The sequence below is a fragment of the Neobacillus driksii genome (assembly GCF_013409995.1).
GTDB classification, from domain to species: Bacteria; Bacillota; Bacilli; order Bacillales; family Cytobacillaceae; genus Neobacillus; species Neobacillus driksii.
The window spans coordinates 503,172-520,927 of sequence record NZ_JACCBX010000005.1; the positions used below are offsets into that span (position 1 = coordinate 503,172).

The following is a 17,756-nucleotide window of genomic DNA, read 5'->3' on the forward strand; positions in this document are numbered from 1 at the left end:
ATAAAATAATCATAACGATTCAAATTAATAAGTACCATTATTTTACAGTCACAAATAAATCTATCCCGATTAAAATGCAAAAATAAAAACCAAACTGCTTATAGTCTGGTTCCATTTTGTAAATATTTTATTTTTTCTTTGGGATTTTTATTGTAAATTGATAGTACTCTTCGAATTCTTCTTCATGTGAGTCGAGATTGATACCGTTATCTGATACCATCGTTAACGATTGCCTTATGGTATTTACAGCAATTCTCATATCCTTACTGAAGGCTTTTCTTTTTGGTTTCGGTTTTTGATTCTTTTCTTCTAGCAGCCGGGCAACTCGATCCTCTGTTTGCTTTACATTAAGATTTCTTTCAATAATATCCTGTAAAAGTAATACTTGTTTCTCTGGATTTTTAAGTGGAATAAGTGCACGGGCATGCCGTTCAGTTATTTCTTTATTTAGCAAGGATTCTTGGATAGGCTGAGGCAGCTTTAAAAGCCGGAGCTTATTAGCCACTGTCGATTGACCTTTTCCAAGACGCTGAGCAAGAGCTTCTTGCGTTAAGTTATGCAGCTCGAGCAGCTTACCATAGGCGATAGCCTCTTCAATCGGAGAAAGCTCTTCCCGTTGCAAATTCTCAATTAATGCCACAGAGGCTGTTTCTCTATCGGAATAATTTTTTATGATAGCTGGTGCTTCTTCCCAGCCCAGCTTCTTCATTGCACGCCAGCGGCGCTCTCCGGCAATAATTTCATAATTTCCATCAAACTGTCGGACCACAATTGGCTGAATGATTCCGTGTGTATGGATTGTTCGTGATAACTCCTCTATTTTTTCATCGTCGAATACGGTTCGAGGCTGAAAGCGGTTAGGAACAATACTTTCAATCGGAATCTTTTTAATTTCCTCATTTTTTTCAACATCTAGTTCTTGTTCTAGCTCTTGTTCCAGCTCTTTTTCAAGCTCTTTTTCTAACTCAACCTTTTGATCTCCCTTTTCGCCGAGGCCAAAAAAGCGTGAAAACGAATTCTTCATCCCCAACACCACCTTTACGAAACTCCCTATTACTTATTCTCTATTATACAGTTTACTTCCTGCCAAACCTGCAGTTTTATTTATACAAAAATATCCTTCTCTATTCGATTGGCATTTTACCAGGTGTCCCTGGCTTTCGTGGATATTTTTTCGGCGTTTGTTTTTCCTTTTTAATCACAAGTATATTTCTTTCACTTTCTTCCATTGGTAACGTGAAAGTATGCATTTGCTCTAATCTTCCTCCAAGAGTCGTAATTGCCTTTTGACCCACTGTTAACTCATCGTTTGCATGTGCAGCCTTCATGGCAATAAAATGTCCTCCTACTTTTACAAGAGGAAGGCAAAGCTCGCTGAGCACAGACATTCTTGCTACTGCCCTTGCTGTTACGAGGTCATATGACTCCCGATGTGCTGGATTTACACCGAAGGTCTCAGCGCGGTCGTGAATGAAATGAACGTTTTCCAATTTTAATACATTTGCTAAATGATTTAAAAAGGAAATTCGCTTATTTAATGAATCCACGATGGTTACCTCCAAATGAGGAAAAGCAATTTTTAAAGGAATGCTTGGAAACCCCGCACCTGCACCTACATCACATAGACGTAGAGGCTGCGTGAAATCAAAGTAAAAGGCAGCAGATATGGAATCATAGAAATGTTTTAAGTAGACATCCTCTTGATCAGTGATGGCAGTTAGGTTCATTTTTTCATTCCACTCCACTAAGGTGTGGAAATATTGATCAAATTGATTTAGCTGCTCATCACTAAGGGCAATCCCCTTCTCAAGAAGCATGGCTTTAAATTGTTCGATATTCATCAGCAAAACTTCCTCTTTTTGTAAAAATTATGAATTACTTGTTCTAGACACTTTTCCTTGTTCCAAATATACAAGAAGAATCGATATATCGGATGGATTTACACCAGAGATTCTAGAAGCTTGGGCAAGTGATAAGGGTTTGATTTGTTTTAGCTTTTGCTTTGCTTCCGTTGCAAGACTTGATATCGCATCATAGTCGATGTTTTCAGGAATTTTCTTATTCTCCATCTTCTTTAAACGTTCAACCTGCTGAAGTGACTTTTCAATATAACCGTCATATTTAACTTGGATTTCAACCTGCTCTTTTATATCCTGGTCTAACTCCACATCGCTTGGTGCTAGTCTTTCGATGTGTTCGTAGTTCATTTCAGGTCGCTTCAATAAATCAGCCGCAAGAATTCCATCCTTAAGCTCACTACCGCCAATGCTTCGAATAAGCTCCTGAACTTCAGTGGAAGGTCTTATTCTAATGGATGAAAGCCTTTCTTTTTCTGCTTCTACCGCAGCTTTTTTAGCTAAAAATCTTTGATAACGTTCTTCAGGTATTAGACCAATCGAATAACCAATCTCCGTCAACCGTAAGTCTGCATTATCATGGCGTAACAAAAGACGATATTCTGCTCTGGATGTTAGCAGACGATATGGTTCATTTGTTCCTTTTGTAATTAAATCATCTATTAATACACCAATATAGGCATCTGAACGACTTAGTATTAAAGGATCTTTTCCAAGTGCACTTAAACCGGCATTGATTCCTGCCATAATCCCTTGTCCCGCTGCTTCCTCATATCCTGAGGTTCCATTAATTTGACCAGCAGTAAAGAGATTTTTAACTACCTTTGTTTCAAGTGTCGGCCAAAGTTGAGTTGGGTTAATCGCATCGTACTCAATCGCATATCCAGATCTCATCATTTGAACATTTTCTAAACCTGGAATGGTTTTAAGGATTTGCTGCTGAACATCTTCCGGTAAACTTGTCGATAAGCCTTGTACATAAACTTCCTGTGTTTTTCTGCCTTCAGGCTCGAGGAAGATTTGGTGACGCGGCTTATCGTTGAAACGGACCACTTTATCTTCGATAGATGGACAGTAACGCGGACCTGTTCCTTTAATCATTCCTGAATACATCGGTGAACGATGAAGGTTCTGATCAATTAATGTATGTGTTTGCTCATTTGTATACGTCAACCAGCATGGAAGCTGGTCAGTAATATACTTAGTTGTTTCATATGAGAACGCTCTTGGAACTTCATCCCCGGGCTGAATCTCCGTTTTACTGTAATCAATCGTATGGCTATTAACCCGAGGCGGGGTACCTGTCTTAAAACGAACCAATTCAAATCCAAGTTCCTCTAAATGTTCCGATAACTTAATCGATGGCTGTTGGTTATTTGGACCGCTTGAATATTTCAATTCTCCGAGGATGATTTCTCCACGAAGATAGGTACCAGTCGTGATTACAACTGTTTTGGCACGGTAAATCGCACCGGTTTTTGTAATTACCCCAACACAGACCCCATCCTCAACGATTAGTCTTTCAACCATTCCTTGAAGGAGTGTAAGGTTTGGTGTTTCTTCTATTGTTCTTTTCATTTCGTACTGGTAGTCAACTTTATCTGCTTGGGCACGCAAAGCACGCACTGCGGGACCCTTCCCCGTATTCAACATTCTCATTTGAATATATGTTTTATCAATATTTCTGCCCATTTCGCCGCCAAGTGCATCTATTTCCCGGACAACAATTCCTTTTGCCGGTCCGCCAATAGATGGATTACATGGCATAAAGGCCACCATATCGAGATTAATGGTGATCATTAGTGTTTTTGCACCCATACGTGCCGCCGCGAGGCCTGCCTCACAGCCTGCATGACCAGCCCCAATGACCACAACGTCAAAATTACCTGCTTCGTATGACATCTCTTTCCTCCTCTTTCAATACTACTTCTATTACTTTCCTAGACAGAACTGTGAAAATAACTGATCGATTAAACTTTCGTGTACACTATCACCGATGACTTCCCCGAGCAATTCCCATGTTCTTGTTATATCTATTTGTACGATATCAATGGGAGTTCCTATTTCTACTCCATTAATCGCTTCTTCTATTGTGTGCAAACTTTGTCCGATCAGAGCAATGTGGCGGCTGTTAGATAGATACGTCATATCTCCAGCTTCAATGGACCCTTCAAAGAACAAGGATGATATAGCTTCTTCGAGCTCATCAACACCGCGATCCTCCAATAATGAGGTGGTTACGATTTTGTGCTCTCTTGCCAGCTCCTTTACACGTTCCATATCAATTTTCTGCGTGAGGTCTGTCTTATTGACGATGACGATAACATCCATCCCTTTAACCGCTTCAAAGAGATTTTCATCCTCTTTTGTAAATTGGTCACCGTAATTTAATACCAACAATATTAGATCTGCTTCTTTTAATACCTGTCTAGATTTTTCTACTCCAATTCGTTCAACAATATCTTCCGTTTCTCTTATACCCGCAGTATCTAGTAGTCTAAGTGGTACGCCGCGAACATTGACATACTCCTCAATGACATCACGGGTTGTCCCAGGAATGTCAGTGACAATTGCTTTATTCTCTTGAACCAGACTATTTAATAACGAAGATTTTCCGACGTTTGGGCGGCCAACGATTACTGTAGAAAGACCTTCACGCAATATTTTTCCTTGCTGAGAGGTTTGCAGTAGTTTTTTTAATTCATCTCGAACATAAATAGCCTTTTCTAACAACATATTATGTGTCATTTCTTCAACATCGTCATATTCGGGATAATCTATATTTACTTCGACATGCGCAAGTATTTCTAAAATTTCCTGACGCAAGCCCCTGATTAACTTTGATAACCGACCTTCCATTTGTCCTAAAGCCACATTCATTGCACGATCCGTTTTGGCTCTGATTAAATCCATTACTGCTTCTGCTTGAGATAAATCAATCCGGCCATTTAAAAATGCCCGTTTTGTAAATTCACCTGGCTCAGCTAGTCTAGCCCCATAGGCCAGTACATGCTGCAAGACACGATTAACAGAAACAATTCCGCCGTGACAATTTATTTCTACTACATCTTCCTTTGTAAAAGTTTTTGGTCCCTTCATAATCGATACCATTACTTCCTCAATTACTTGCTCCGTCCTTGGATCAATTAAATGGCCATAATGAATCGTATGGGTTGAAACCTCTGTTAACCTTTTACCGCCGATGCCTCGAAAAATTTGATCCGCGATTTTAATGGAATCATCGCCACTCAACCGTACAATTGCAATTGCTCCCTCACCCATCGGTGTCGATATGGCAGCTATCGTATCAAATTCCATTACTTTCACCACTCTTTATAAAATTAATCTATATAAAAATGAAATATTTTTACTCCAAATTATTAGAATACCACATCTGTTCTTCTCTGAAAAACCAGAAATCTCAGCGATAATTTATCCACAACCCGAAAAATGTCTACCTATTATTTTAACTTATCCACATGTGAATAACAATAAAACAAGAGATTTCATATAATTGTTATAAACATGTGCATTTTAGACTTAAAAATGACAACAAAAAAAAGACATCCTGCAAACAGGATGTCTATACTCATTTTATTTAACTGGTGAAATAACGATATGCCTGTGTGGATCTGAACCATCTGAAAAGGTTTTAACGCGTTTATTGTCGGATAATGCTGTGTGAATGACTTTACGCTCGTAAGAAGGCATTGGTTCCAAGGCAACATCCTTGCCAGTTTTTACGGCCTTTAGGGCAAGACGATGAGCTAACTGGATCAGCGTATCATTTCTTCGATTTCGGTAATCTTCCGCATCCAAAATAACCGTTAAGTATTGATTAGAAAAACGATTAATGATTAGCTGTGTTAAATATTGCAGTGAATTTAACGTTTGTCCTCTTTTTCCAATTAAAAGAGCGATCTTTTCACCAGTCATAACAAATAGAATTTGTTTTCCATCTCGTCTCGTTTCGATATCGATAGGGGCTCCCATTTGTTCACTAACCTGAAGAAGAAATTTCTTAGCTTCTTCAATTGGATCAATGATGACAGTAACCTTAACAACAGCAGGGCGTGAACCGAAAATCCCAAAAATGCCCTTTTTACCTTCATCAATTATAGCTACATCTGTGCGGTCTTTTGTTGTATTTAACTGAGCTAAAGCTGATTCCACTGCTTCTTCGACTGTTTGTCCGGTAGCAGTTACTTGTTTCACTTTTTTGCTCCTCCCGCTTTACCGGATTCTTGCACTTTTCTCAAGTCCGGTCCTTTAATGAAATAGGTTTGAACAATCATGAAAAGATTTCCGACTACCCAATACAAGGAAAGGGCTGCTGGGAAATTAAAAGCAAAAATGACAATCATAATTGGCATCATCCAAAGCATCATCGCCATTTGCGGATTATGCTCTTGACCAGCCATCATCAATTTTTGCTGAATAAATGTAGTGATACCCGCAATAATTGGCAAGATGTAAAAAGGATCCTTGTCCCCAAGATCAAACCAAAGGAAACTATGATCAGCAATTTCTCTTGTTCTTGATATTGCATGATAAAAACCAATTAGAATAGGCATTTGGACGATTAATGGAAAACATCCCGCCATCGGATTTACTCCGTGCTTTTGAAAAAGAGCCATTGTTTCTTGCTGTAATTTCTGCTGTGTCTTCTGATCCTTAGAGCTGTATTTTTCTCGAAGCGCCTTCATTTCTGGCTGCAGCGCCTGCATTGCTTTCGAGCTTCTTGTCTGCTTTATCATTAGCGGCAAAATCGCTAATCGAATCAGTATCGTAACCACAATAAGTGATAACCCAAAGCTTCCACCAAGTATTTCTGCACCTTTCACAATCACCCAGGACAGCGGATAGACTATGTACTCGTTCCAAAAACCTGTACTTTCAGCATTTATTGGCTTATTAATTTCTGTACAACCAGCTAATAACAAAAATACAGAAACGATGCCAAGCAAAAGTAATATTCGTTTTTTCAACCGAATTTTCCTCCTTGAACAATTTATATTCTATTTAATATTAAAATTTTTTATAAAATAACAAGTGTGATATTCAAATGGTATTTTACCATCTTTTAGAATAATTTACCTCTTAATTTTATAATGAATACAACATTATTTTAGCTGACTACCTTCTCTTGAAAACCTTTCCAACCTTAAAGACGTGGGTTAAACTTTTTTTCACTTCAAAAAAGTCCATATCAGCTGCAGGTTTTCTAGCAATAATCACGTAATCATTCCCTGGAACAATTTGATCTGATAGTTCGAAAACAGCTTGTCTTATGTATCGTTTTATTTGATTTCTCGTTACAGCATTTCCTACCTTTTTGCTGACTGAAAGTCCGATTCGAAAATCCTCTTGACCCTCTTTCGGCAGGCTATAGACAACAAACTGCCGGTTAGCAAAGGATTGTCCCTTTTGAAATGCCTCTTGAAATTCTTTATTCTTCTTTACGCGTAATTCTTTCTTCATAGAAAACACCTTCCATCTACATTAGAAAGATTTTATTAGAAAAAAGACCACTGATGTTTCAGTGGCCTAAGCTGATAATACTTTTCTTCCTTTTTGGCGACGGCGTGCTAGAACTTTACGTCCGTTTGCACTGCTCATACGACTACGGAAACCGTGAACTTTACTATGTTTACGTTTATTTGGTTGATATGTTCTTTTCATATATGACACCTCCCTGAGGAATAGCTGTTACAGACAGTCTAATTTATTATAAAGACGGACCCCCATATTGTCAACCACCCTTAAAATATTGTTCCCCAGTTCCAAATCTTTTTAAGCCAAGATCCATTTTAGTCACCAAAGATTTTTAAAGCGATCTTCTTTTTAAAAATTTACCTGTGGATATTTTTTTCGACTTTTTTTTCGAGGTTTCACAAGATATTGACAGTTTTTGCACAGGAACCACTACTTGTGGACAAGTTTTAATCACATCTTGTTACAGTTGTGGATAAACAGTGAAAAGGCATTGCACACCTGACTTTTATCTGATATTATATTTGTGTTTTCACTCTGAATAACTTCGTCTCTAAAATATGTTATCCACAAATTGTGGATAAGGTGTGGACAAGTTATTCTAGCATACTGCAGAACCTTGTCCACAAGCGGTGGATATTGTCGAAACTCCACATTATTTCCTATATTATGTTTTTCCACAACCATTGTTTCGTATATTTATAAATTAGTAGGTTGTACAGCTTGTATAACATTGTTTTTTCACGGAACTATTGCCCAATTGTTATGGGGTTGCGATTTACGGATACTTCACAACTCTTTGTGAAAAAATATCTCTATATATGGAGTTTAGACAGAAACGAACCTGCAAAATGCATTTGAATAATAGATAGATAATAAAGGAGGGACAACCGTTGGAGAATATTGCGGATCTTTGGAATGCTGCTTTAGCCAATATTGAGAAAAAGATTAGCAAGCCTAGTTATGACACCTGGCTGAAGTCCACAAAGGCCCATTCCCTTCAAGGCAATCTACTTGTGATTACTGCTCCAAATGAATTTGCACGTGATTGGCTCGAGGAGCGTTACTCTCAGTTAATTGCTGGAATCCTGTATGAAATTACTGGAGAAGAGCTATCTGTTAAGTTCATTATTCCGCAAAATCAAAAAGAGGAAGACCCAGACTTGCTATTGCCAGCTAAAAAGGCAAAAAAAGAGGATGATCAGCATGATTTTCCACAAAATATTTTAAACCCAAAGTATCTTTTTGATACGTTTGTTATTGGTTCGGGCAACCGATTTGCGCACGCAGCATCCCTTGCTGTAGCGGAGGCACCCGCAAAAGCATACAATCCCTTATTTATTTATGGGGGCGTTGGTTTAGGCAAAACACACTTAATGCACGCAATTGGTCATTACGTTTTAGAGCATAAACCGAACGCAAAGGTAGTTTATTTGTCTTCAGAGAAATTTACGAATGAATTTATTAATTCTATTCGTGACAATAAAGCTGTCGAATTCCGCAATAAGTATCGAAACGTTGATGTGTTACTAATTGATGATATTCAATTCTTAGCTGGAAAAGAATCAACGCAAGAGGAATTTTTCCATACTTTTAATACTCTTCATGAGGAAAGCAAACAAATCGTTATTTCAAGTGACCGTCCACCTAGGGAAATTCCAACACTTGAAGACCGACTGCGTTCACGTTTTGAATGGGGATTAATCACAGATATTACTCCTCCAGATTTAGAAACACGAATTGCGATTCTTCGGAAAAAGGCTAAGGCTGAAGGATTAGATATACCAAATGAGGTTATGCTCTATATCGCTAACCAAATTGATACAAATATCAGAGAGCTTGAGGGAGCATTGATCCGCGTGGTGGCCTATTCTTCCTTAATCAATAAAGATATTAATGCCGATTTAGCTTCGGAAGCGTTAAAGGATATCATTCCTAGCTCAAAACCTAAAGTAATCACTATTCTTGATATCCAGAGAACGGTCGGTGAACACTTTAGTGTAAAACTTGAAGATTTTAAAGCGAAAAAGAGAACAAAATCAGTAGCCTTTCCAAGACAAATTGCGATGTACCTATCAAGGGAATTAACCGATTATTCATTACCAAAGATAGGAGAAGAATTTGGAGGTCGTGATCATACCACGGTCATCCATGCTCATGAAAAGATTTCCAAGCTTTTGCAAACCGATCTTCAGCTGCAAAAACAAATGAAAGAGCTAAATGAGTTGTTGAGAGTTTAAAAAAATGTGAATAACTTGGACTAGTTTATGCACAGTCTGTCCACATGTGGATAGACTGTGTTTCCATTGTAAAAAATAAGTTATCCACATACTAACAGGACCTACTAGTACTTCTACTGTTTTTTTATTTAAAAAACTTATTATTATATGTTCAAAAATTTTCATTTATGCGTACTTAGAACAAAAATTGCTGGGAGGATTATAAAATGAGATTTATCATCCAACGGGACCGTCTTGTCCAAAGTGTCCAAGATGTTATGAAGGCTGTCACTTCGAGAACGACAATCCCAATTTTAACGGGAATCAAAATTACAGCTAGCAGTGAGGGAGTAACCCTAACGGGAAGTGACTCCGATATTTCAATTGAGTCTTTTATTCCAAATGAGGAAGACGGAGATGAGATTGTAGAAATCAAACAAGCCGGTTCTATCGTCCTTCAAGCAAAATTTTTTAGTGAAATTGTAAAAAAATTACCTACTGACTCAGTTGAAATTGAAGTACTAGGATCTTTACAAACCGTTATCCGATCTGGGAAATCTGAATTTAATTTAAACGGACTTGACGCAGAAGAGTATCCGCACCTGCCGCAAATAGAAGAAAATAATAAATTTCATATTGCAACGGATCTTCTGAAAACGATGATACGCCAAACCTTTTTTGCCGTATCCACATCAGAAACACGTCCCATCTTGACAGGTGTAAACTGGAAGATCGAAAATGGTGAACTGAACTGTATTGCAACAGATAGCCATCGTCTGGCATTGAGAAAAGCAAAAATAGAAATTGAAAATAACGAAAGCTACAATGTTGTTATACCAGGTAAGAGTCTAAATGAACTGAGTAAAATCATAGATGACTCGAATGAATTAATAGATATCGTTATCACAGAGAATCAAATTTTGTTTAAAGCGAAGCATTTATTATTTTTCTCAAGGCTGCTAGAAGGAAATTATCCTGACACTTCTAGACTGATTCCAAGTGAAAGTAAAACGGATATTATTGTTAATACAAAAGAATTCTTACATGCCATTGATCGTGCTTCCTTACTTGCCCGTGAAGGCAGAAATAATGTTGTGAAACTTTCAACTATTGATGGCGGAGTAATAGAGATTTCCTCCAACACACCTGAAGTAGGTAAAGTCGTCGAAGAAATTCAAAGTCAATCCATCGATGGAGAAGAATTAAAGATATCTTTTAGTGCTAAATATATGATGGACGCCCTAAAAGCACTTGAAGGTACAGATATAAGGATTAGTTTCACTGGTGCAATGCGACCGTTTGTTATCAATCCATTGCATGATGAAACCACACTTCAGCTGATTTTACCTGTAAGAACTTACTAGGATAACCCCATGAATAGTCACCATTTTTTTTGGTGACTTTCTTTATTTTTTGTTTTTTAGTAAAATAAAGTATTGAGACCATTTTAGAAATGAGTGATAAACATTGCCTGAAGAAATAAAGCTAAATACAGAGTTTATTACGTTAGGACAATTTCTTAAATTAGCTGACGTTATCCAATCTGGTGGAATGGCAAAATGGTTTTTAAGTGAAAACGATATTTTTATTAATGGCGAACAAGATCAAAGAAGAGGAAGAAAGCTTCGAGCGGGAGATAAAGTCACAATTCCAGGCTTTGGAGAGTTTTTGATTACGAGTAACTAAAGGTTGTGTCGTTTTCATGTATATTGAACAATTAGCACTGAGGGATTATCGAAATTATCAGAGCCTATCGGTCGAGTTTGAAAATAAAGTTAATGTAATCCTTGGGGAAAACGCTCAGGGTAAAACAAATGTGATGGAATCTATTTATGTTTTAGCGATGGCTAAGTCTCATCGAACCTCAAATGATAAAGATCTTATTCGCTGGGACCAGGAGTATGCTAAAATAGAGGGTAGGGTTCAAAAACAGTATAGCTCATTGCCATTGCAATTAATTATTTCCAAAAAAGGAAAAAAGGCTAAATGCAACCATATAGAGCAGCAGAAACTCAGCCAATATGTCGGGAACATGAATGTGGTCATGTTCGCACCGGAAGATTTAAACTTAGTAAAAGGCAGCCCGCAAGTAAGAAGGCGGTTTATTGATATGGAAATTGGGCAGGTGTCGCCCATTTATTTACATGATATGAGTCAATATCAAAAAATACTTCAACAGAGAAATCATTTTTTGAAAATGTTGCAAATAAAAAAACAAACCGATCAAACCATGCTTGAAATTCTTACTGAGCAGTTTATTGATATGGCTGTGAAAATAGTATTGAAAAGGTTTGAGTTTCTCCACTTGCTTGAAAATTGGGCTAAACCTATTCATAAGGGCATTTCTAGAGGGCTGGAATCATTAGAAATTGTCTATAAACCATCTGTTGATGTATTAGAAGACCAAGATTTGTCGAAAATGAAAGCAAGCTTTGAGGAAAAATTTAGTAAGGTTAGAAGTAGGGAAATAGAACGTGGTACAACCTTATTCGGACCACATCGTGATGATTTGTTGTTTTTTGTAAATAATCGGGATGTTTCGACATTTGGATCACAAGGTCAGCAAAGAACAACGGCACTTTCTGTTAAGCTTGCCGAAATTGAATTAATTCATTCAGAAATTCGCGAATATCCCATCTTACTCCTTGACGATGTTTTATCGGAATTAGATGATTATCGTCAGTCACACTTGCTTAATACCATCCAGGGGAAGGTCCAAACATTCGTTACCACAACGAGTGTGGACGGGATCCATCATCAAACATTAAAAGAAGCTTCAACTTTTGAAGTAGAGTCTGGGGTTATCAATAAGGTTAATTGAGGTGGGAAGTGTGTATATTCATGTCGGGGAAGATTTAAATATCAGGGCGAAAGATATCATCGCCATTCTTGATAAAGGGTGCGTGAATTCTTCAAATCTAGTCGAAGAGTTCTTAGAACAGCATAAGGAAAAGCTTGTTAACCTTTCGAAAAACCCCTTTAAATCTGTCGTAATTACTTACGACAAGGTTTATTTATCCCCAATTTCTTCTGGAACATTAAAAAAACGTTCAAATCAAAAGGAAATGCAGGAATCTTGAGATTATTATTTTTCATTTAGGTTATAGAGTGATTTTTTTGAATGAAAGTGCGGGGTGAACGATATGACAATGGAACAAAAAGTAGTCCAGGAACAAGAATATGGTGCGGATCAAATACAGGTTCTTGAAGGTCTAGAAGCTGTTAGAAAAAGACCTGGTATGTATATTGGTTCAACTAGTGGAAAAGGTCTCCATCATCTTGTCTGGGAAATTGTAGATAACAGTATTGATGAGGCTTTGGCAGGATATTGTGACGAAATCAATGTCATTATTGAGGAAGATAACAGTATAACTGTTAAAGATAACGGACGTGGTATACCGGTCGGAATTCAAGAGAAAATGGGCAGACCAGCTGTTGAAGTTATTATGACCGTGCTTCATGCCGGAGGTAAATTTGGCGGCGGAGGATATAAGGTTTCTGGTGGACTGCATGGTGTAGGTGCCTCCGTAGTTAATGCACTCTCCACAAATTTAGATGTTTTGGTACATCGTGACGGTAATATATACTCCATTAAGTTTGAACGTGGAGCTGTGGTTCAAGAATTAGAGGTCGTCGGAACAACAGATACAACAGGTACAATTACTCACTTTAAACCAGACGGTGAAATTTTTACTGAAACATTGGAATATGAGTATGATATTTTAGCAACTCGTCTGCGTGAACTCGCATTTTTAAATCGAGGAATAAAAATCACGATTAAAGATAATCGTGTAGAAAATAAACAGAATGAATATTACTACGAAGGCGGAATTAAATCGTATGTAGAGCATTTAAACCGCACAAAAGAGGTTATTCATGATGAGCCGATCTATATTGAGGGAGAACGCGATGGCATTAGCGTTGAAGTAGCTCTTCAATACAATGAGGGGTATACAGACAGCATTTATTCCTTCGCGAATAACATCCACACCTATGAAGGCGGTACCCATGAATCTGGATTTAAAACCGGTTTAACCCGTGTTATAAACGATTATGCAAGAAAAAATGGTTTGATAAAAGAAAATGATACGAACCTATCTGGTGAAGATGTTCGTGAAGGCTTAACTGCGATTGTTTCAATTAAGCATCCGGACCCACAATTCGAAGGGCAAACGAAAACAAAGCTTGGAAACTCTGAAGTAAGAACGATAACGGATTCATTGTTCTCGAGCCACTTTGAAAAATTCTTACTAGAAAATCCACCAGTAGCTAAAAAAATCGTTGAAAAAGGATTAATGGCTGCCAGAGCAAGACTTGCGGCAAAGAAAGCTAGAGAATTGACGCGCCGAAAGAGTGCTTTAGAGGTTTCAAGTTTACCTGGGAAATTAGCTGACTGTTCTTCAAAGGACCCTTCTATCAGCGAACTGTACATTGTTGAGGGTGACTCGGCAGGTGGATCGGCAAAGCAAGGCCGTGACCGCCATTTCCAAGCAATTCTGCCATTGAGAGGAAAAATACTCAATGTTGAGAAAGCACGTTTAGATCGAATTCTCTCCAATAACGAGGTTCGTTCTATGATTACGGCAATAGGAACAGGTATTGGTGAAGATTTTGATATCGCGAAAGCAAGATACCATAAAATAGTCATTATGACGGATGCGGACGTTGATGGTGCTCATATTCGAACGTTATTGTTAACCTTCTTCTACCGTTATATTCGCAAAATTTTAGAAGCCGGTTATGTATACATTGCTCAGCCGCCATTATATAAAGTTCAGCAAGGAAAAAAGGTTAGGTATGCTTATGATGACAAAGAGTTAGAAAAAATATTCGCCGAGCTCCCAAGTCAGCCGAAGCCTAATATCCAGCGGTATAAAGGTTTAGGAGAAATGAATCCTGAACAATTATGGGAAACGACAATGGATCCTGCTAATAGAACTATGCTTCAAGTGAGTCTAGAAGACGCGATTGAAGCAGATGAAACATTTGAAATGTTAATGGGAGACAAGGTAGAGCCGCGTCGTAACTTCATTGAAGAAAACGCTCAATACGTAAAGAATTTAGATATATAGTTTTGTCTAGCGAACAGCGCTTAGGGATTCGGGGGCTTAAGCCACTGGACAAGGCGCTTCCGCTTTTCAAAAAGGGATAGAGGGGTGACCACTATCCTCCTTTTTTCGTTTATCTTGATCTCATTGGATGATGATTAAAGGCAGATCGTCACCAAAATAGGAGGTACTAAAATGGCCGAAACACCAAATTCTCAAGTGAAGGATATTAATATCAGCCAAGAAATGAAAACATCGTTTCTTGACTATGCAATGAGTGTTATTGTTTCTCGTGCCCTTCCAGATGTTCGAGATGGTTTAAAACCAGTTCATCGCCGTATTTTATACGCTATGCATGATCTTGGCATACACGCGGATAAACCTTATAAAAAATCAGCTCGTATCGTTGGGGATGTAATCGGTAAATATCACCCGCATGGGGATTCAGCCGTATATGAAACAATGGTACGGATGGCTCAAGACTTTAACTATCGTTATATGCTTGTTGATGGACATGGAAATTTTGGATCAGTAGACGGCGATTCAGCAGCGGCGATGCGTTATACAGAGTCTAGAATGTCCAAAATTTCTATGGAATTACTTAGGGACATTAACAAAGACACAATTGATTTCCAGGACAACTATGATGGTGAAGAAAGAGAGCCTTCTGTTCTGCCAGCAAGATTCCCTAATCTATTAGTCAATGGTTCTATGGGTATTGCTGTTGGTATGGCTACAAATATTCCACCACACCAGCTAGGTGAAGTGATTGATGGCGTATTAGCCGTTACTCGTGACCCAGAGATCACTATCCAAGAATTAATGGAGGTCATTCCAGGCCCGGACTTTCCAACCGGAGGAATTATTATTGGTCGAAGCGGTATTCGTAAAGCATACGAAACAGGTAGAGGATCAATCACCATACGCGGAAAAGTCGAAATTGAACAAAAATCAAATGGTAAAGAAGTTATTATTATTAACGAATTACCATACCAAGTAAACAAAGCGAAATTAGTTGAACGAATTGCAGAATTGCATCGTGATAAAAAAATAGAAGGCATTACTGATTTACGCGATGAATCTGACCGCAATGGAATGCGTATTGTTATTGAGGTTCGTAAAGACGCAAATGCAAATGTCCTATTAAATAACTTATATAAACAAACGTCTCTTCAAACTAGCTTTGGTATTAATACACTCGCCCTAGTAAATGGACATCCCAAGGTATTAAATTTAAAACAATGTTTAGTCCATTACTTAAACCATCAAATTGTCGTTATTCGCAGAAGAACAGAATTTGAGCTGCGAAAGGCAGAAGCAAGGGCTCATATCTTAGATGGTTTAAGAATTGCCTTGGATAATCTTGATGCTGTCATTAGTTTAATTAGAAGCTCTCAGACAACAGATATTGCGCGTGAAGGATTAATGACGCAATTTAACCTTTCTGAAAAACAAGCACAAGCGATACTTGACATGCGCTTACAGCGTTTAACTGGTTTAGAAAGGGAGAAAATTGAGGAAGAGTACCAAAGTCTTGTAAAGCTAATCGCGGAATTAAAAGCAATACTAGCTGATGAAGAAAAGGTTCTTGAAATCATACGTGAAGAATTATTAGAGATCAAAGAGCGATTTAATGATAAACGCCGTACGGAAATCGTAACAGGCGGAATTGAAAATATCGAAGATGAAGATCTCATCCCACGTGAAAATATTGTTATTACGTTAACACATAATGGCTATATTAAACGTCTGCCTGTTTCAACGTACCGCGCACAAAAAAGAGGCGGTCGCGGTATACAAGGGATGGGTACCAATGAAGATGACTTCGTCGAGCATTTAATCACGACATCTACTCATGATACAATTCTCTTCTTTACAAATAAAGGTAAGGTTTATCGTTCAAAGGGATATGAAATCCCTGAATACAGCCGTACAGCAAAAGGGCTGCCAATCATTAACCTTCTTGGAATTGAAAAAGGAGAATGGGTTAATGCTATTATTCCAATTGAGGAATTTGTGGATGATTGGTACTTATTCTTTACGACAAAAGAAGGTATCTCTAAGCGTTCTCCATTAACATCATTTGCACATATTCGTAATAATGGTTTAATTGCGTTAAATCTTCGTGAAGGTGATGAACTGATTTCTGTTCGCTTAACAGATGGAACAAAACATATGATCATTGGAACGAAAAAGGGTATGCTAATCCGTTTCCCTGAAACTGATGTTCGCTCTATGGGAAGAACCGCAACTGGGGTAAAAGGAATCACCTTAGATTCGGATGATGAGGTAGTTGGTATGGAAGTGCTTGAGGAAAATAGCAGCGTCCTTATCGTAACTAAGAACGGATATGGAAAACGTACACCGGCAGAGGAGTATCGTATTCAAGGCAGAGGCGGTAAAGGTATTAAAACTTGTCATGTTACCGAAAAGAATGGCTCATTAGTTTCTGTAAGGGCTGTAACAGGTGAAGAAGACTTGATGCTAATTACTACTGGCGGAGTCCTTATTCGTATTGATGTTGCTGGCATCTCGACTATGGGACGAAACACTCAGGGTGTAAAATTAATTAGTATTAAAGGCGATGAACATGACTATGTAGCAACTGTTGCTAAAGTAGAAAAAGAAGAGGCTTCGGAAGAAACTGAATCCGATGATACTGAAGTAATAGAAGGTGCAGAGGTAATCGGCGGAACGGAAGAAGATAACTCAGAAATTGAGTTAGACTCTGAAGATGTTGATTCTGATACGACTACAGAAGAATAAGTAAATGGAAAGGAGCACATACTTAGGTGCTCCTTTTTCAATTTTATTTATATAATCGCTAACTTTCTCTTGATTGATATCACTAATACTGCTATACTCATTTGAGTCGGCATGGAGAGTTCATTTTAATATAATAATGAACAAATAAACGTTGACATTCATTTTAATAGATGATATATTAATAAAGTCGCTTACGAGTGATTGAGTAAAATTGATCTTTGAAAACTAAACAAACAAGAACGTCAACAAACAATTTTTTTAGCTTTTATTAAAAAGCTAAGCCAACGTAACAAATGAGCTAAATCAACTTTCTTGGAGAGTTTGATCCTGGCTCAGGACGAACGCTGGCGGCGTGCCTAATACATGCAAGTCGA

Annotated in this window: 15 protein-coding genes and 1 rRNA gene; 8 read left to right on the forward strand and 8 right to left on the reverse strand. The window is 38.0% G+C overall.

The window, feature by feature from the left end; translation table 11 throughout:
• Nucleotides 1-127 precede the first annotated feature (127 nt).
• The 8 genes from noc to rpmH form a co-directional block, all read right to left on the reverse strand.
• Entirely contained in the window at nt 128-1,024 is an 897-nt protein-coding gene (gene noc, locus F4694_RS14350) for a nucleoid occlusion protein (protein WP_179598978.1), read from the reverse strand.
• A 100-nt stretch (nt 1,025-1,124) separates the two neighbouring features.
• Entirely contained in the window at nt 1,125-1,841 is a 717-nt protein-coding gene (rsmG, locus tag F4694_RS14355; protein ID WP_179598980.1) for a 16S rRNA (guanine(527)-N(7))-methyltransferase RsmG, read from the reverse strand.
• A gap of 27 nt (nt 1,842-1,868) precedes the next feature.
• Nucleotides 1,869-3,758 (reverse strand): tRNA uridine-5-carboxymethylaminomethyl(34) synthesis enzyme MnmG, encoded by a 1,890-nt coding sequence (gene mnmG, locus F4694_RS14360; RefSeq protein ID WP_179598982.1) that lies wholly within the window; start codon nt 3,756-3,758, stop codon nt 1,869-1,871.
• Between the two features lie 30 nt (nt 3,759-3,788).
• Nucleotides 3,789-5,174 (reverse strand): tRNA uridine-5-carboxymethylaminomethyl(34) synthesis GTPase MnmE, encoded by a 1,386-nt coding sequence (mnmE, locus tag F4694_RS14365; RefSeq protein ID WP_179598984.1) that lies wholly within the window; start codon nt 5,172-5,174, stop codon nt 3,789-3,791.
• Between the two features lie 276 nt (nt 5,175-5,450).
• A complete protein-coding gene (gene jag / locus F4694_RS14370; RefSeq protein WP_179598986.1) occupies nt 5,451-6,071 on the reverse strand; it encodes an RNA-binding cell elongation regulator Jag/EloR in 621 nt (206 codons plus the stop codon).
• Nucleotides 6,068-6,844: a YidC family membrane integrase SpoIIIJ gene (gene spoIIIJ, locus F4694_RS14375; protein ID WP_179598988.1), complete on the reverse strand. Its 777-nt coding sequence runs from the start codon at nt 6,842-6,844 to the stop codon at nt 6,068-6,070. The genes jag and spoIIIJ overlap by 4 nt, the downstream gene beginning before the upstream one ends.
• A gap of 148 nt (nt 6,845-6,992) precedes the next feature.
• On the reverse strand, nt 6,993-7,337 hold the full coding sequence (rnpA, locus tag F4694_RS14380; protein ID WP_179598990.1) for a ribonuclease P protein component: 345 nt from the start codon (nt 7,335-7,337) through the stop codon (nt 6,993-6,995).
• Between the two features lie 66 nt (nt 7,338-7,403).
• Nucleotides 7,404-7,538 carry a 50S ribosomal protein L34 gene (gene rpmH / locus F4694_RS14385; protein WP_063255153.1) on the reverse strand — a complete coding sequence of 45 codons (135 nt, stop codon included), beginning with the start codon at nt 7,536-7,538 and terminating at the stop codon, nt 7,404-7,406.
• Between the two features lie 704 nt (nt 7,539-8,242).
• Here rpmH and dnaA point away from each other — a divergent pair.
• The 8 genes from dnaA to F4694_RS14425 all read left to right on the forward strand — a co-directional run.
• Nucleotides 8,243-9,589 carry a chromosomal replication initiator protein DnaA gene (gene dnaA / locus F4694_RS14390; RefSeq protein ID WP_179598992.1) on the forward strand — a complete coding sequence of 449 codons (1,347 nt, stop codon included), beginning with the start codon at nt 8,243-8,245 and terminating at the stop codon, nt 9,587-9,589.
• A gap of 206 nt (nt 9,590-9,795) precedes the next feature.
• Nucleotides 9,796-10,932, forward strand: a complete 1,137-nt coding sequence (gene dnaN / locus F4694_RS14395; protein ID WP_179598994.1) for a DNA polymerase III subunit beta — start codon at nt 9,796-9,798, stop codon at nt 10,930-10,932.
• Nucleotides 10,933-11,035: 103 nt separating this feature from the next.
• Nucleotides 11,036-11,254 (forward strand): S4 domain-containing protein YaaA, encoded by a 219-nt coding sequence (gene yaaA / locus F4694_RS14400; protein ID WP_179598996.1) that lies wholly within the window; start codon nt 11,036-11,038, stop codon nt 11,252-11,254.
• A gap of 16 nt (nt 11,255-11,270) precedes the next feature.
• Nucleotides 11,271-12,389 (forward strand): DNA replication/repair protein RecF, encoded by a 1,119-nt coding sequence (recF, locus tag F4694_RS14405; RefSeq protein ID WP_179598998.1) that lies wholly within the window; start codon nt 11,271-11,273, stop codon nt 12,387-12,389.
• A 10-nt stretch (nt 12,390-12,399) separates the two neighbouring features.
• Nucleotides 12,400-12,648, forward strand: coding sequence for an extracellular matrix regulator RemB (gene remB / locus F4694_RS14410; protein ID WP_179599000.1), 249 nt, complete (start codon nt 12,400-12,402; stop codon nt 12,646-12,648).
• A gap of 69 nt (nt 12,649-12,717) precedes the next feature.
• Nucleotides 12,718-14,640 (forward strand): DNA topoisomerase (ATP-hydrolyzing) subunit B, encoded by a 1,923-nt coding sequence (gene gyrB / locus F4694_RS14415; protein WP_179599083.1) that lies wholly within the window; start codon nt 12,718-12,720, stop codon nt 14,638-14,640.
• 171 nt (nt 14,641-14,811) lie between these two features.
• Nucleotides 14,812-17,382: a DNA gyrase subunit A gene (gyrA, locus tag F4694_RS14420; protein WP_179599002.1), complete on the forward strand. Its 2,571-nt coding sequence runs from the start codon at nt 14,812-14,814 to the stop codon at nt 17,380-17,382.
• A gap of 309 nt (nt 17,383-17,691) precedes the next feature.
• Nucleotides 17,692-17,756 (forward strand): 16S ribosomal RNA (locus F4694_RS14425); the annotation flags it as partial.

What these genes read in the sequence shown, in the direction of transcription:
- rsmG (WP_179598980.1), bottom strand. Translation starts at nt 1,841, where the DNA reads ATGAATATCGAACAATTTAAAGCCATGCTTCTTGAGAAGGGGATTGCC.
- mnmG (WP_179598982.1), bottom strand. Translation starts at nt 3,758, where the DNA reads ATGTCATACGAAGCAGGTAATTTTGACGTTGTGGTCATTGGGGCTGGT.
- rnpA (WP_179598990.1), bottom strand. Translation starts at nt 7,337, where the DNA reads ATGAAGAAAGAATTACGCGTAAAGAAGAATAAAGAATTTCAAGAGGCA.
- gyrB (WP_179599083.1), top strand. Translation starts at nt 12,718, where the DNA reads ATGGAACAAAAAGTAGTCCAGGAACAAGAATATGGTGCGGATCAAATA.
- recF (WP_179598998.1), top strand. Translation starts at nt 11,271, where the DNA reads ATGTATATTGAACAATTAGCACTGAGGGATTATCGAAATTATCAGAGC.
- gyrA (WP_179599002.1), top strand. Translation starts at nt 14,812, where the DNA reads ATGGCCGAAACACCAAATTCTCAAGTGAAGGATATTAATATCAGCCAA.
- dnaN (WP_179598994.1), top strand. Translation starts at nt 9,796, where the DNA reads ATGAGATTTATCATCCAACGGGACCGTCTTGTCCAAAGTGTCCAAGAT.
- noc (WP_179598978.1), bottom strand. Translation starts at nt 1,024, where the DNA reads ATGAAGAATTCGTTTTCACGCTTTTTTGGCCTCGGCGAAAAGGGAGAT.
- mnmE (WP_179598984.1), bottom strand. Translation starts at nt 5,174, where the DNA reads ATGGAATTTGATACGATAGCTGCCATATCGACACCGATGGGTGAGGGA.
- rpmH (WP_063255153.1), bottom strand. Translation starts at nt 7,538, where the DNA reads ATGAAAAGAACATATCAACCAAATAAACGTAAACATAGTAAAGTTCAC.